We start from the raw sequence: 14,607 nt of genomic DNA on the forward strand, positions 1-14,607 counted from the left end.
GTTGAAGGTTCGTAATGTTGAAAAACACAACGAAGGATAAGTTCATATTGCGCAGTACCTACCCGATTCTCAGAGTTGAGCACACCTGTCTCAACCTCGTGAGGGTTTGCTATTCGTTAGGAACGCACATATTTTGCCGCACTAGTCAATCGGTGCCTTAATTCTTTTCTCATAGGCTTCGAGCCATTCTTTGGTAATAGGCTCAATAATCGTCGTCTGATTCTCCCCTTTATTTGCAAGGAAAATCTGCGGTTCATTTTGCGCGTTGCCCACACTGAAGGTGAACTCAACGTTCGTCGCCACGCCCCACTCGCCTTTATTATTCATAGCAATTAATGAAAACGCGCCGGCCTTGCCATAACGTCGCGTTAATTTCTCGTGGAAGCCGTAGACAGCTTTGTCACAGGCCGCCTGTGGACTGAACCCCTCGCCCATTAAACGAACGATTTCATAAGAAAGACAGCCCTTCATCAAATCTTCTCCCAAACCAGTCGCAGCTGCGCCTCCAATTTCACTATCAACATAAAAGCCAGAACCTGATAAAGGCGAATCACCTACACGCCCTGGCTCCTTCATAAACAAACCAGAACTCGAAGTTCCCACAGCCATTGAGCCTTTTTTGTCTAGTGTGATTGCTCCAACTGTATCATGTCCATCGTATGGATTAAGGTTATGCACTCGAATTTCTTCCAGCCGTTTTTCCCAAATACGATGCGCACGACGCGTCAACATGTTCTTTCGCTCAAAGCCTTCTAGCATCGCATAAGCCGACGCGCCATCCCCTACTCGAAAACTATTGAATTTTTCTTCACTCAGCTTCTTAGCAACCGAAATCGGGTTTTTCACATCTTGAATACCAGCAACTGCGCCAATTTTAAACGAATCACCATCCATGTAAGCCGCATCCATCTCGAGAATCCCCGCTGCATTAGGCAATCCACCATAACCTACTGATTTATAGTAAGGATAATCCTCCACCGTTTTAATTAACACCTCTACCGCATTTCCTGCCTGCTCATTTTCAGCCAACAAACGTAATGCTTGCTCAACACCCTCGTGTGCCATCCGCCACGTTGCAATTGCACCCCATGCCATAAAATTCAAACTCCTTTCTATCTCTCAAATCATTTTTATTGAAGCAAAGCGAGCATCGCCTGCATATAAATTTCCATATTCAGCAATAAATCTTTCTCATCCATATACTCATCCTTATTATGAGCAATTCCTTTCTGACCAGGAAACGAGGGACCAAACGCAACAATATTCGGCAGGAAACGAGCATAAGTCGCCCCTGTTGTAGTAACCGGAGTCCCATCCATTTTTGTCAGACACTCATACACAACTGCTAGTTTTTGGACATTCGAATCATTTTTCGGGAAAGTTGTCCCTTTCATTCGTCGAGTAATGAGTAACTCGCTGTCAGTAGGTAAGTGACCTTCTAGCTCCTTAGTCACCTGCTCCTCTGTGACAGAAACTGGATAACGAACGGTTAAACTAAGTACTAATGAATGCTCCTTCTTATTTAAAGCATAGGGGGTCACAATCAATTTCCCACTATCGGCATCTTCAAAATCAATTCCTAATCCTTCACCGTAGTGTTTTTCTGATAAACTGTTCTCCAACCATTCAAAATAACTTGCCAAAGAGCCTGTAGCAACTCCTGCGCGGTTGACTTTCTCTGCCAAAAGAGTTATGGCATTTTTCCCTAATTCTGGTGCATTCGACGGTGCCCGTTTGCCAATAGCCTCTAGTTTCTGTCCATTTAATTGAACTTCAAGCTTATCTGGCACATGATCCCGTGCTTGATCACCAATAAATTCACTCAAACCAGCCAACTCAGCCGAAGAAAATCCAGTAACAATCTCGTAACCCACCACTCCCCGTTCGCCGTATACAACAGGATATTTACAATCCGGGGTAAACCCAAATTGTGGGGGCTTTTCCTCGCTCAGATAAAGAGGAATATCTGCACTGCCACTTTCTTCATCCGTTCCGAACAAAATCCGAATCGTTTTGTTTACAGGTACGTTCAACTCCTTCAACAACTTCAAGCCAAATAAACAAGCCATAATCGGACCTTTATTATCAAGAATCCCACGCCCATAAAAACGCCCATCATCCTGACTAAGTGAAAAAGGCGGAAACTTCCAACCATCGCCTTCGGAAACGACATCCAAATGACCAATCACGCCAATGTATTCCTCATCCTGCCCCCATTGCGCATACCCCACTGCATCATTCACTATCTTTGTCTCAAACCCGTAACTTTCGGAAAGTTCCAAAACCTTTACTAACGCAGCTCTCGGTCCTTCACCAAAAGGGGCCTGTTCAGTAGGCTGCCCTTTCACACTTCTGATTTGCATCACTTGAGCCAAATCTTCGTAAAACTGCGCTTTGTTCTCTTCAATAATCTGTTTAAAGCTCGTTAACATGCAACACACTCCTGACTATTCGCTATGCCTTCAATAGATTTTTTAGAGACTAGAAAAATCTAATTTACCTGATCGCGACATTTATCTGAACCGACAGATAAACGAAGACTCGCCCCTCTTTTCTCACCCATCTATATAATCTAGCCTACGTCTTTCCTAAAAAAGATACAATCATTTTCTCTGATAATCAATATGTAATATCGGGATTAAGAGAGAGTGCTCATTAAAAAAAATAAAAGCCGCACGGGACACAAAGATTTACTCTTGTGTTCGTGCGACTTCGTTAACTAACTTTTTATTTGCTTACTGTATGCCTCATCATTTAGCTAATATCTTCATATTTTACCATTTAGCTCTAACCTGAATTATTCATAAAATCATTAGAAAGTTTCAAGACTCTAAGAACCTCAAAGGGTTTGAGATTTCTTTCATTTCACCCAATAGGTGCACAAAAAGAGCACACTTTATGTTATTGTAAAGTTGACAAAAACCAACAAAAACAAGGAGTGTGCTCTTCATGTCTACATTACAACAACAATCCCTTTTATTCAATCCCAAACTGGAAATTTCTAACGATGGTGGTCGGCTTTCCTCAGATGGCGGCATTTTACTTGTGAAAGAATTTATGAAAAAAATCCAATTTGACCATTTTTTACAAGAAACAGTCGCTTTTCAAGACAATAGGAAATATTGTACCCATCAGCTAAAGAACCAATTTACGCAATTGGTCCTTCAACTGATTGCCGGATATCAGAAAGATGAAGCGGCTAACACATTAAAAGAGGATCCTGTTTTTCAACTTGCACTGGATAAGCTTTGTGCCTCTCAGCCAACGTTATCTCGTTTTATCAATGGGGTCAGTCAAGAAGAACTGCCTGGCGTACACCATTTAGCACAAACTCTCGGTGCGTTTTTAATCGAGCAAACGAATCAAAGACAAATGATTTTGGACATCGATTCTACGCACTGTGATACTTATGGAAAACAAGAAGAATCAACTTACAATGGCCATTATAAAACCACTGGCTATCATCCTCTATTAGCTTTTGACCTCATTTCTGGCGCATTATTAGGTGCTGAATTGCGTGCAGGGTGCGACTATACTTCAAAAGGTGCCGAAGATTTTCTAGCGCCTATCCTTCAGCGTTATCAGGAAAAGGAGTTAGAACTGATTGTTCGAGGAGACAGTGGATTTGCCAAACCTGAAGTCTATCAAGTTTGTGAAACACACCATGCCAAATTCATCATTCGACTAAAAGCCAATCGAAAACTGCAAAAAATCGCTGAACAACTTGTCTTATACAGTGATGAGACTGATTTCACCAAAGAAGAAGTCCAATGGTTTACGTTAGAGAACTATTGCCCGAATACTTGGGTACATCCCTATCGCGTGGTGATCAAATCGACTCGAAACGCTGGAGAATTTCTGTTTTCTCATGCATTTCTCGTAACCAATCTAATAGAGTTATCTCCAAAACAAATTTTCCCCATGTATCAAAACCGTGGTGCCATGGAAAATTTAATCAAAGAAATCAAAAACGGTTTTTTCTTCGATAAAACGGACAGTACATCGTTTACAGCGAATGCATTTCGGATGCTTTTAAGCAGTGTTGCTTACAATTTAATGCAGTGTATGAAACAACTGGTCTTTCCTGAAACTCAAAAGAAGCTTAGCATCTGTACGATTCGTTTCCGTCTATTTCATATCGCAGCTCGTGTGGTCTCTCATGCAAGGCGAACGTTTATTCAACTTTCTAGCACGAATGTATTTGATGTGTTTTATTGGCAGGTTCTTGAAAAAATACAAGGCTTACAGCTTTATCCTACAAAAAACTGACATAGACCTTAAAAAAATTTTTTAGTCCTACCAAGGGGCTAGTGTGCCCTTTTTTTAGTGAAACATAAAAAATGAAGGTGGAATTTAGTTTTGAATCCAATTTTTCTTCTGAATAGATTCAGAATTAGGTGCCAAGTTCTCTAAAATTTAGTTTTAAGATTTTCTTCGTTATTTTTTTAAAGCATGAATAATTCAGGTAAACTTATCACGGGATTATTTACGAGTCAATTTTTTCAAATGCTAGCTTATCAATAATCGGAAATTCGTTTGGATATTTTTTCAGAAGCTCCTCTTTTGTAAACAACTTAAACTCTTCATAAGTAAACCCTGGCGCTACCATACAACTAACTAGTGCGTAACCTTCCCCTTCATTAACCGATGAACCAAAGATAGAGCCTTTCTTAACAACATATTGTAGGACTTCACCCTTTTCAACATCTAATCCAACTGCTGTTTTTTTATAAGAGCCATCCTCTAGTAATTCATGCACATTTAATGAGGAACCATAATGAAAATACCATATTTCATCAGACATTAATTGATGAAAATGAGAGGGACTTTCCTCTGTTAATAAAAAATAAATATTGGTATACAGAGGTCTGTCTTTTTCGACTAACCACTCATTTGAAGCAGGTAGCTCTTTGAAATACCCTCCTTCTTGGTGTGGAATTAATCCTAATTTTTCAATCCAATATTGTTTATCTTTCATGTTTACATACTCCTATCGTTCGGTATACAGTTTTTTTAATTTGCTCTTCAAACAGGACAATCCTCTTGGCTTTTAAATATGGTTGCTATGTTATTTCAGACCCAAAAATCTCACATACTTTTTATCATACAGGTTTACAGGGGAAATTCCTACTGGATAAAAAGTATAAAAAAGATATTTTGATTTCATGAGATAAATAGCACATAGCTACTCTAATTTAACTGATAATTTTTTTGAACGACTAATCAGCAAAAAACACGATTAAATGAACAAATTTTGTCCGTTTAATCGTGTTTTTGTTCCCTCTTTATTTTAACGTATTTTTCATCATTTCGACTAATTTCTTGACGTCTTCAACCTTGGTATCGCCTGTTTGTTTATCGATAACCGAGCTATACACATGAGGAATAATTTTTTTGACGCCAGCATCTACGGCGATTTGAACGATTTCTTCAAAGTTCTCCAAATCGATGCCTCCTGTTGGTTCCAAATAAAAATCATACTTCGCACAAGCTTCTGCGACGGCTTTATATTCTTCTTTGTGGGCCAAGCCTTTCATTGGGAAGTATTTAATCGAGCTGCCGCCCATATCCTTCAACAACTTGATAGCTGTTTCAATAGGGACTTCTCCTGCTGGGGCGCCTGAGCTTAGTGGACCTGTCGCAATATTTACAATCCCGACTTTTCCAGTTGGTGAGACCAAGCCGTTAATGATCGACTCGTCTTGACCTAATAACGCACGAGAAGTTCCCACTCCTGTGAACACTTGGTTCACATGTTGTGGCTGCAACACAGCTGACAGACGAGAAACCATTTGACTTTGGTTCGGATCTCCCGCGCCTAGTCCAACAGACAAGGCATTGTTTGTTGCTTCTTGATAACGTTTCATGTCTTCAATCGCCGCTTCATCTGTCGCATAATTTTTTGAAAGGACACCTAAGACTATGTGTCCTTCTGCCGCTTCGTAGCAAGCCTTCGCATTTTCTACAGAATTCGCTAACACGTTCAAACAGATTCGATCCTCTAAATAATTGGGTGTTAATGACATAAATTTTCTCTCCTTCATTGTTCTTGTTAGTCTATTGGTTCCCATGAGCGATAGTTTTATTCGTACTCATCTAGTAAACCTTACCAAACGCCTACATAATTTCTTTCAATCGTTGGACGATTTTATTCATTTCCTCTTCATTAACAGAACGGATATCAAACTCAATAATCCCATTATTCGCTTGATATTCACGCGTATAGACAGCTGGGTTCTTCTCTTTTAATTCAGCGATGACTTCCTTGGCTGATTTTTCACCCGTCACCTGAACACTGCCGCGATAAATATCACGCCCCGCACCATCTTGAACCACTTGAGCTGTAAGTCCTTTAATCTTATTGAGACCCTCAATAAAAGGGACTAAGCGAGTTTTCATTGACGCCCCTGATTCACTGCCCTTTGCCAGATAGTCTTCAATCGCTTGGGTAAAGCCTAGAATATTGTCTTTCCCAATCTTCATCGCCCGACCAATACCTTTTCCTTGCAGACGAACCCACTCAATCAAGTTTTTTTTGCCAATTACAAGACCCGCACTTGGTCCTTCAATTGCTTTGGCACCCGAATAAATCACCAAATCAGCACCCTCAGCTACGTATTTAAACAAATCTTCTTCCGCTGCTGCATCCACAATCAGTGGCAGCTGATGGCTCTTAGCAACCCCTGCCGCTTCTTTCACCGTTAACATACTTTTCTGAACCGTATGGTGGCTCTTAATGTACAAGATTGCTGCAGTTTGATCAGTAATCATCATCTCCACATGTTCTGCTGAACACATATTAGCGTACCCTGCTTCGACCACTTGACCGCCGCCTTGTTGAACCATTACTTCAACCGGCGTCCCATAGTCAACATTGTGGCCTTTTGGTAAAAGAATTTCCCGCGCGGTTATTTTTTCCGTGTACGGATGATAGGCATGAAAAAGACTGCCTTGTCCAATCACAGCCGCCACACTTTGGGCAATCCCGGCTGAAGCTGAGGAGACGATTTGGGCATCCTCCACCTTTAATAGGTTGGCGATATAAGCCCCTGTTTTCTCACTCAAATCAGCCATCTCAAAAAAGTGTTCCCCGCCGAACTGTTGTGCCTTTAGAACCGCTTCGGAAACCTTCGAAACACCTAAAATCGTCATTCGTCCTGAAGCATTAATGACTTCCTTTAGCCCAAACTTTTCATAACTAATTGTCATTTCTTCACCTTCCAAAATTGAAATTAAAAGAAAGAAGGGAAATAAACTTCTTAAAAACACCCTTTATCTTCCTTGCTCATTTACAAGGATAGGATTTAATTCAGAAGACTTATTTCACCTCTTTGACTTCTTGATTCTGTTTATAATAATCCTAAGAATGAACAAATAATACTCACTAAAACGATGGTTCCAATAATAATGCCGTAACGTGGTCCTTTTTTCACCATGTAGAAATAAATTAAGAAGACAGCAGTCAAAGGTAAAATACCTTTCATAATCTGATCAAGAATATCTTGAACGATAATTGTTGCCCCACCTGTAACGTGAAATTTCATTGGACTAGAAATGTTAACATAACTCGCTGACAGCGCACCCATCATCATCATTCCAAGAACGTTTGCTCCATAAATTACTTGTTTGATTTTCCCATCCTTTAAAAGAGCCATGATAGAATTACGGCCTAAAGTGTAGGATTTATTAATCAGTACCCAACTAATATACATGGTCAAAACTGTATAGATTACAAGTGGCGCAATTCCGCCCATTGCACTGCCGTTTTTAGCAATTGGGATAAAGATAGAGATAATTAGTGGCATAATAGCTGCCCAGACAATTGAATCACCAATCCCAGCTAACGGCCCCATAAGTCCCGTTTTAATTGAAGTAATAGCTGAATCGCTAATATCTGCTCCGTTCGCGCGCTCTTCCTCCATCGCAATTGAAATCCCTTGAATAGAAGAACCAATCGTGCCTTCTGTATTAAAGAAAGTTAAATGACGCTTTAAAGCTTCTCTTTGCTCTTCTTCATTGTCTGCATACAATTTCTTAATTGCTGGGATCATTGACGCACAAAAGACTAGGCTTTGTAAGCGTTCATAAGAATTAGATAATTCACAGCCTAGCTGATAAATCCAAAATGATTTACTAAGCTCTTTTTTTGTTACCTTCTTTTGAGTAAGCTCTTTTGTATTTTCCATTACGCTGCCCCCTCTTTCATTGCGTTATTTCTTACTAAATAGGCGACACAGGTACCGATAACAGCCACTGCCATTACCTCAGCGCCAAAATACATCACTGCAACAAATCCAATTAAAAAGTAAGGAATTAAATTTTTCTTACCAATAACCATAATCGTTAGTGCAAATCCTAACGCTGGTAATAGTCCTCCCATCACTTCAAATCCGTGCATTAATTTTTCTGGAATCACTTCGAGTAAAGTCGTAACAACCGATTTTCCAAAGTAGTTCCCGGCAAACACAAGAGGGAAACGCAATAAGAAGCCAACTGCTGCAGGATAAATAAATGCTGCTCGATAAATTCCTTTATAATTTAAATCCTCTGCATACTTATCTGCCATGTGGACAAACGTTGCATTGACAGTTCTTCTAATTTGATCCATGAAAACACCTAATACACCAAATGGAACGGCTAAAGCAATCGCTGCATCAGCATTCATCCCTACACCTAAAGCAATAGGAATCGCAATCGCCGCAGCTAAGGCTGGATCACTTGGTACATTTCCGCCAGGAGTGGACGTCACGCCTAGATAAACTAATTGAATCCCTGCCCCAATAATCATCGCTTCTGACATTTTCCCCGTCGCAAGCCCCGCAATAACTGCCGCACAAAGAGGTTGTGATAACATTCCTGAAAACGTATAACCAAAACGTAAACGCGCAAACCAGTAATACAATCCCATCACAATTGAAACACCTAAAACACCCATTTTGTTCACTTCCTTTTCTTTTTATAATGTATGATATTTTTCAATCAATTTACTAATTTCCATTGGGTTGTCTTCTGGAATTGCTTGAAAGAAGACATGTAATCCTTTTTCTAAGAAACTATTTAAAATTTCTACATCTTGCTCTGATAAATTGATATTTTTTAAGACATTTTTTCTTTCTGCGCCTCCACCAAGGCCACCAATTTGAATATCATCTTTTACTACTCCTGCTTCGACCATTTCTTTTAATGTAGACAAATCAGGAACTAAAAAAAGAACTTTTGCCTCGCTATTAGCCGCCTCTTCTACCCAGTATTTTTTGGCAGATGCTACACCAAATATTTTGACCTCCACTCCTGGAGGTGCGGCCATAATATAGATACTTTGTAAAAATTCATCATTTTCTAGTTCATCACTTACAACAAAAATTTGGTCTGCTGCGGACTGCTGTAACCACTTTGTTACAACCTGTCCATGAATTAAGCGACTGTCTACACGAGTTAATACGATTGTTGCCATTGTTTTCTCTCCTCATTTTTCATAATTGTTTGATAAATTAAACGCTAGGTAATTGAAGAATTTGGCAATTTTCTAAAGAAGCTTGCAAAATTTCTTCTCCTACCTCTTCCGTAAAGGGATGGTCTTGTTTCATCACAGCATCTAATAACATGGCTGTGTTCAATCCCGATAAAGCCAAAATATCATAGTCTCTCGATAATCTAAGTGCCACATTACTCGTTGTTCCACCTTTGATATCCGTTAGAATTACTAACTTTTGTTGCCATTTGAGCATCTCGATTTGCGTCTTTACACGCTCAAGATACTCTTGTAAACTATCTTCTGGTTTTAAAGCTACCTCATGAATATTTTTGATTTCTCCAACAATCATTTTCACACTTTCTAACAAATGAACGCCCCAACCACCATGAGTTAGTATGAGAATGGGTTCTTTTTCCATTAAATCCGCTCCTTATAAAACTTTCTAAATCCTACGATTCACTTTACTATATGCAAGTCGCGTGCCAACTAATCTGTCACATACGAAAAAAGAAGCCATCAGCAAAAATTGCCAATAACTTCCTTTTTATAGCAAGGCTTATCCATATAATAATTCATAAATGTACTTTATCTCTAACGGTGAGAATTGGATATTGTATGACACTTCCAATGGACGAAACGCCATTTTTATGACAGATGCTTCTTTTGGAATATCTTGATATGACACATTGTAATCAGCCACACTATAGTCATTGTTAATCACCAGTCTTTCAATCGTACAGCACGTATGAATCAAAAATCGGAGCATTATTTTTTCATCGCTGTGGATACTAAGCTGTCGGCAAATATCTTCGTACACCTGACTCACCTCGATAGACAGACGTTGTGGATTAAGAACTGTAATATGATTGATAATCGCTTTAAGAGATAGACCATGAATGTAACGTTTGCCGATTTGTTCCTTTAACTCTTGATTCTCAGGCTTCGATAAATCATAACCAAATAATAAAAGCAGTCGCTCTACTCCTTTTTCCGAGAATAATTCTTCAAGAGAGATAAATGAAACATCTGGGATTTCCGTTTGAACAGTGCCAACTACCCCAATTAATTTTTCATCCATGCGAATATGCTGATGAATTTTATTGATGTCCTGCACTTCACTGTTGTCTAAAGTTAAAATTCGGATATTTTCTAGGACCTCTTCTTGAAATACATCAACAATCAATTTTTCAATTTTTAGTGCTGTTCCTAGTCCCGTCATGCAAGAAACAATCAACACTTTTGAATCAAAGAAGTGTCCTTTTTTACAAAGTGTCGCTAAATGTCCTTTTTCATTTAAGACAGGTAATAAATAATTAAACTCTGTCGATTCATAAATAACCTCTCGAGAAACCTCTAGTAATGTTAATAAATTAATATTTTTAACTAGAAGAACCTCTATCCCAAATTCCTCGCTGATTAGGTTGCCAAAATAAACTAACGAACCAATATCTACTAATAAAATGAGTCGTTTATATTGATTCACTCGAATAATGTCTTTAACTTTTTCCAGTGTTTCTTCGACCGTTTGATAAATCGGCATATTGACAGCCTTCAAAATATTGCTTGAAAACAAAACGTTTGAATACTCAGCCATGCTTGTCGCAGTGGTCGAGCCATGTCCAACAACAATCACACCACATTCATCATTTCTTTGATAATCATTTCCCGTTTGTTTTAGTTTCCTTAAAAATAACCCAAAATAAGTAATTTCTGTCTTAGGCAACTCCACTGAAAAGAGTTCAGAGACTTTTTCTACAATCTTTTGTGACACATCATAGTTTTCAAGTCTACCTAGCATCAGCTGACTTGAATATAGATAAAAATCATCATTCGGAATTTCCATAAACAACAAAGTAGAATAAATATGATTCGTTAACACATCTACCAATTGACTTTTAATCGTAAATCCCGTTATTTCAGAAATATAATGGGTTAGTATTTCAATCTTTTTAGAAAAATTCTCATCAATTGCGTGAATCGATGGACTTTTTACTGGCTCAAATAGACGCATATCAAACAACTGATCAATCTTTTTCTGCAGAATTGCAGAAACTTCTTTTTGCGGAATATTACTATTTTTTAAGTTAGAGAATTCCTTCAATAAAAAATTATAAAAAGCATCATTTATGTGATCATTTCCTTTAAGATAACTATCTGCTAAAGAAGAACTGTCTGATTTAATGGTCAACTCTTTACCTTCTAATAAGCTTTTAAGGGCGATTTGATCCTTCGCGTCCTTCTCCAGCGGCTCTTCATTCACTAGTAACGAGGAATCCACCAACAATTCGTGTGAACCATTCTCAATCTGCCGTAAATACCCTTGCGCACAAATAAATTGAATCTCTGACTTCATCTCCCCAATATTGCCCGTATACTTTTTAAAAACTAGCTGTTCAATGACTGGATAACTGATGGTCAAATTCTGTTTAATTTTCCGACTCTCATCTTGAAAAAATTTGATAATCAACTCAATTCGTTCCTTAATCGGTCGTTCTTTTACAGAAGGCAATGTAAGGGCAACTGGAATACGTCTCAGAAAAGTTTTCAAAAAAGTTTGCGAAAAATCCTCAGTTGTCGCAAAAATAAAACGAACGGCTACTTGACGTTTGTTTTCCGCCTCACCCATTCTTGAAAAATAGCCTTTATCCAAAAGCGTAAAGAGTTTTTCCTGCCCTTCATTAGGCAAACGATGCACTTCATCTAAAAACAGAAATCCTTGATTTGCATACTCAATGAGTCCAGGACGATCCTCATTTGCTCCTGTGAAACTACCCTTTTGGTACCCAAACAGATGCGAGGTAAGTAACTCTGGGTTATTAAAATATTCAGAACAATTAAAGTATACAAAGGGAATTTCTTGTCCACGAAATTTCTCATAGTACCGATGCAATGACTCTGCTAAAGAAGTTTTTCCAACACCAGACTCTCCACCCAATAAAATATTTAATCCATTTGGTGGATATAACACAGCTGCTTTCAATTTTTCGATAATTGTTTTTAGGCTATTATTATGACCAATAATTCCAGAAAAATCTTCTTGTGTTTGTTCAACCACACTGTCAGTTGTTCCACTTTCTCTTAGTGCGTTCATCAATTCTTCGAGAGATTTGAATGATAGCTCTACCCCTTCATCAAATGAACTAGAAAAATAGTCCTCCACTTCACGTCTACTAAAAAACAAAACAGGGCGTGATTTTATTCTGATTGCCCGCTTTTGAGCAACTAATTTATTTAATGCTTCACTCACTGCATTACGAGCCAAATTCAATTCTTGACTAATCTCAGAAGCTGTAATCCCTTTCATTTCAGATACAGTTTCCGTTGTTGTATTGGTAAGTACATGTTCGGTCAACTGTCTAAGCAACTGATCAACTTTTTCTATTCTCTGCACTCTTTACACCTCAATTATTTTCCCAATTAAAAAATCATTATACTCGATTCTTTTAAAAGTTGATAGTAGAGGATTCGCTCATTTTATTTGAGTGCTTCAAAACAACACTCCTCTATCCCTTTTTAGAAAATTTTGGTTTCTTCAAAATTCTTTAATCATGTTCCTTCCTTCTAAACTAAGATTTTTTTTTGATACTTTATTTGCTAAGTATCTACTCCTCTTACAGTTCAACTTGTATAAAGAGAGACACTAGTCCTCATTCCGCAAAATTGGCAATGTTTTTTGTTACTTAGTCAGTTATACTAAGGGCAGAATCAACAGCTTGTGGAGGGAAATGATGACACTAACTATCCAGGAAATTTTAGACTTAATCGAACAACGGCTAGATTCATCGTTAACTGGTGAGTAGTTAGCTGAAAAAACTGGTTATTCTACCTTTTATTTCTATCGTCTATTCCAACAAGAAGTGGGGATGCTAGTCATGCAATCTATCACTCGTCGAAAATTATTGGCGGCTATTGTCGACGCTTCAAAAGGTTCGGCTCTCACCGATGCAGGATTAAAATACGGATTCGCCACTCATTTAATCGAAGAAATATGAAGAAACTGCCTATTTGATATAGCTTTTTGTACTTTCCCAAATGCATCATAATTTATAAGACTCTTTTATCTGATTAATCTAAAATTTATCAACTATCTTAAAATAAAATTTGACATTTGATAAAAATATATGCTAATCTTTCAATGCAAGATTGTTACCGCTTTTAGTTTGTGGGCTATACTTGTTAATAAGATTGATCAATCAAGAAGCTAGGTAAATGAAATGATAGTAAAAAAAGTGATTAATAATAATGTGATAATTTCTGAGAACGAATTCGGTACAGAAATTATTGTTATGGGTAGTGGGATTGGTTTTAAAAAGAAGGTTTCTGACAGTATTGATAGTCACTTAATAGAAAAAACTTATGTGAGTAATGATCAATGGAGCGTGAACAAACTAACGCAATTATTATCTTCTATCCCCATTGAGCATATTCAAGTAGCTAATGAAATTATTACCTTTGCCAAAGTCTCATTAGGAAAGAACTTAAGTGATAATCTATTTTTGACCCTCACTGATCATATTAATTATGCGATTGAACGACATAACGATGCTCTTGAAATTAAAAATGCACTACTTTGGGAGATTAAACGTTTTTACAATCACGAATATTTAATTGGAAAAGAAGCACTTTCCATTATCAAAAACAAACTGTCAGTTGATTTGCCTGATGATGAAGCGGGATTTATCGCTTTACATATTGTTAATGCAGAACTAAACATGAATAAAGTGAGTCAGGTTTCAGAAATGACTGAAGTGATTCAAAAAATATTAAACATCGTAAAATATCACTTTGGAAATGATATTGATGAATATTCATTAAATTATGAACGCTTTATCACACATCTAAAGTTCTTTGTTCAACGATTGTTTAGTGGCATTCAACTAGACACCGATGATTTAACAGGGTTTATGTTTACTTTAAAAGAAAAATATTTAAGTGAATATCAATGTGCACTAAAAATAGAACAATTCATCAAAAATGAATTTGGGCGCTCGTTACACGAGGATGAGTTAGTTTATCTAACCATTCATATCAAACGAATTGTCAATTAAATAAGCTAGGATTGTTACTGGTAATGCAGGCTATACCTAAATACTCTTACTTTTAAGTAGGTGTATTTAGGTATTTTTTTATCA

General features: G+C 37.7%; 12 protein-coding genes and 1 pseudogene. 3 read left to right on the plus strand and 10 right to left on the minus strand.

Annotation, left to right across the window (positions count from 1 at the left end):
• Positions 1-141: 141 nt before the first annotated feature.
• Both IGI37_RS17060 and IGI37_RS17065 read right to left on the minus strand, forming a co-directional pair.
• Positions 142-1,095: a N(4)-(beta-N-acetylglucosaminyl)-L-asparaginase gene (locus tag IGI37_RS17060; protein WP_438763276.1), complete on the minus strand. Its 954-nt coding sequence runs from the start codon at positions 1,093-1,095 to the stop codon at positions 142-144.
• Between the two features lie 35 nt (positions 1,096-1,130).
• Positions 1,131-2,432 (minus strand): Sapep family Mn(2+)-dependent dipeptidase, encoded by a 1,302-nt coding sequence (locus IGI37_RS17065; protein WP_438763277.1) that lies wholly within the window; start codon positions 2,430-2,432, stop codon positions 1,131-1,133.
• A 517-nt stretch (positions 2,433-2,949) separates the two neighbouring features.
• Here IGI37_RS17065 and IGI37_RS17070 point away from each other — a divergent pair.
• On the plus strand, positions 2,950-4,269 hold the full coding sequence (locus IGI37_RS17070; protein ID WP_438759486.1) for an IS1380 family transposase: 1,320 nt from the start codon (positions 2,950-2,952) through the stop codon (positions 4,267-4,269).
• A gap of 217 nt (positions 4,270-4,486) precedes the next feature.
• Here IGI37_RS17070 and IGI37_RS17075 read toward each other — a convergent pair whose 3' ends face one another.
• The 8 genes from IGI37_RS17075 to IGI37_RS17110 form a co-directional block, all read right to left on the minus strand.
• Positions 4,487-4,978 (minus strand): cupin domain-containing protein, encoded by a 492-nt coding sequence (locus IGI37_RS17075; protein WP_438763278.1) that lies wholly within the window; start codon positions 4,976-4,978, stop codon positions 4,487-4,489.
• A gap of 307 nt (positions 4,979-5,285) precedes the next feature.
• Positions 5,286-6,026 carry a 2-dehydro-3-deoxy-phosphogluconate aldolase gene (dagF, locus tag IGI37_RS17080; RefSeq protein WP_438763279.1) on the minus strand — a complete coding sequence of 247 codons (741 nt, stop codon included), beginning with the start codon at positions 6,024-6,026 and terminating at the stop codon, positions 5,286-5,288.
• 91 nt (positions 6,027-6,117) lie between these two features.
• Positions 6,118-7,209, minus strand: a complete 1,092-nt coding sequence (locus IGI37_RS17085; protein WP_438763280.1) for a DgaE family pyridoxal phosphate-dependent ammonia lyase — start codon at positions 7,207-7,209, stop codon at positions 6,118-6,120.
• A gap of 140 nt (positions 7,210-7,349) precedes the next feature.
• Positions 7,350-8,186 carry a PTS system mannose/fructose/sorbose family transporter subunit IID gene (locus IGI37_RS17090; RefSeq protein WP_438763281.1) on the minus strand — a complete coding sequence of 279 codons (837 nt, stop codon included), beginning with the start codon at positions 8,184-8,186 and terminating at the stop codon, positions 7,350-7,352.
• Entirely contained in the window at positions 8,186-8,935 is a 750-nt protein-coding gene (locus tag IGI37_RS17095; protein WP_438763282.1) for a PTS mannose/fructose/sorbose/N-acetylgalactosamine transporter subunit IIC, read from the minus strand. The genes IGI37_RS17090 and IGI37_RS17095 overlap by 1 nt, the downstream gene beginning before the upstream one ends.
• 21 nt (positions 8,936-8,956) lie before the next feature.
• Entirely contained in the window at positions 8,957-9,454 is a 498-nt protein-coding gene (locus IGI37_RS17100) for a PTS system mannose/fructose/N-acetylgalactosamine-transporter subunit IIB (RefSeq protein WP_438763283.1), read from the minus strand.
• A 37-nt stretch (positions 9,455-9,491) separates the two neighbouring features.
• Entirely contained in the window at positions 9,492-9,893 is a 402-nt protein-coding gene (locus tag IGI37_RS17105) for a PTS sugar transporter subunit IIA (RefSeq protein WP_438763284.1), read from the minus strand.
• Positions 9,894-10,031: 138 nt separating this feature from the next.
• On the minus strand, positions 10,032-12,866 hold the full coding sequence (locus tag IGI37_RS17110; RefSeq protein WP_438763285.1) for a sigma 54-interacting transcriptional regulator: 2,835 nt from the start codon (positions 12,864-12,866) through the stop codon (positions 10,032-10,034).
• 421 nt (positions 12,867-13,287) lie between these two features.
• Between IGI37_RS17110 and IGI37_RS17115 the strand changes: the two are divergent.
• Together IGI37_RS17115 and licT are read left to right on the plus strand one after the other, a co-directional pair.
• Positions 13,288-13,467 (plus strand): annotated as a pseudogene (locus IGI37_RS17115) (hypothetical protein); the annotation flags it as partial.
• A gap of 222 nt (positions 13,468-13,689) precedes the next feature.
• Entirely contained in the window at positions 13,690-14,523 is an 834-nt protein-coding gene (gene licT / locus IGI37_RS17120; protein ID WP_438763286.1) for a BglG family transcription antiterminator LicT, read from the plus strand.
• The last annotated feature ends 84 nt before the right edge of the window (positions 14,524-14,607 follow it).

It is taken from the genome of Enterococcus sp. AZ194 (genome assembly GCF_051713825.1).
GTDB lineage: Bacteria > Bacillota > Bacilli > Lactobacillales > Enterococcaceae > Enterococcus_K.

Excerpts from the sequence above, each read along its gene's own strand:
- IGI37_RS17070 (WP_438759486.1), top strand. The coding sequence starts at position 2,950 with ATGTCTACATTACAACAACAATCCCTTTTATTCAATCCCAAACTGGAA.
- dagF (WP_438763279.1), bottom strand. The coding sequence starts at position 6,026 with ATGTCATTAACACCCAATTATTTAGAGGATCGAATCTGTTTGAACGTG.
- IGI37_RS17085 (WP_438763280.1), bottom strand. The coding sequence starts at position 7,209 with ATGACAATTAGTTATGAAAAGTTTGGGCTAAAGGAAGTCATTAATGCT.
- IGI37_RS17065 (WP_438763277.1), bottom strand. The coding sequence starts at position 2,432 with ATGTTAACGAGCTTTAAACAGATTATTGAAGAGAACAAAGCGCAGTTT.
- IGI37_RS17090 (WP_438763281.1), bottom strand. The coding sequence starts at position 8,186 with ATGGAAAATACAAAAGAGCTTACTCAAAAGAAGGTAACAAAAAAAGAG.
- IGI37_RS17095 (WP_438763282.1), bottom strand. The coding sequence starts at position 8,935 with ATGGGTGTTTTAGGTGTTTCAATTGTGATGGGATTGTATTACTGGTTT.
- licT (WP_438763286.1), top strand. The coding sequence starts at position 13,690 with ATGATAGTAAAAAAAGTGATTAATAATAATGTGATAATTTCTGAGAAC.
- IGI37_RS17100 (WP_438763283.1), bottom strand. The coding sequence starts at position 9,454 with ATGGCAACAATCGTATTAACTCGTGTAGACAGTCGCTTAATTCATGGA.
- IGI37_RS17075 (WP_438763278.1), bottom strand. The coding sequence starts at position 4,978 with ATGAAAGATAAACAATATTGGATTGAAAAATTAGGATTAATTCCACAC.
- IGI37_RS17060 (WP_438763276.1), bottom strand. The coding sequence starts at position 1,095 with ATGGCATGGGGTGCAATTGCAACGTGGCGGATGGCACACGAGGGTGTT.
- IGI37_RS17105 (WP_438763284.1), bottom strand. The coding sequence starts at position 9,893 with ATGGAAAAAGAACCCATTCTCATACTAACTCATGGTGGTTGGGGCGTT.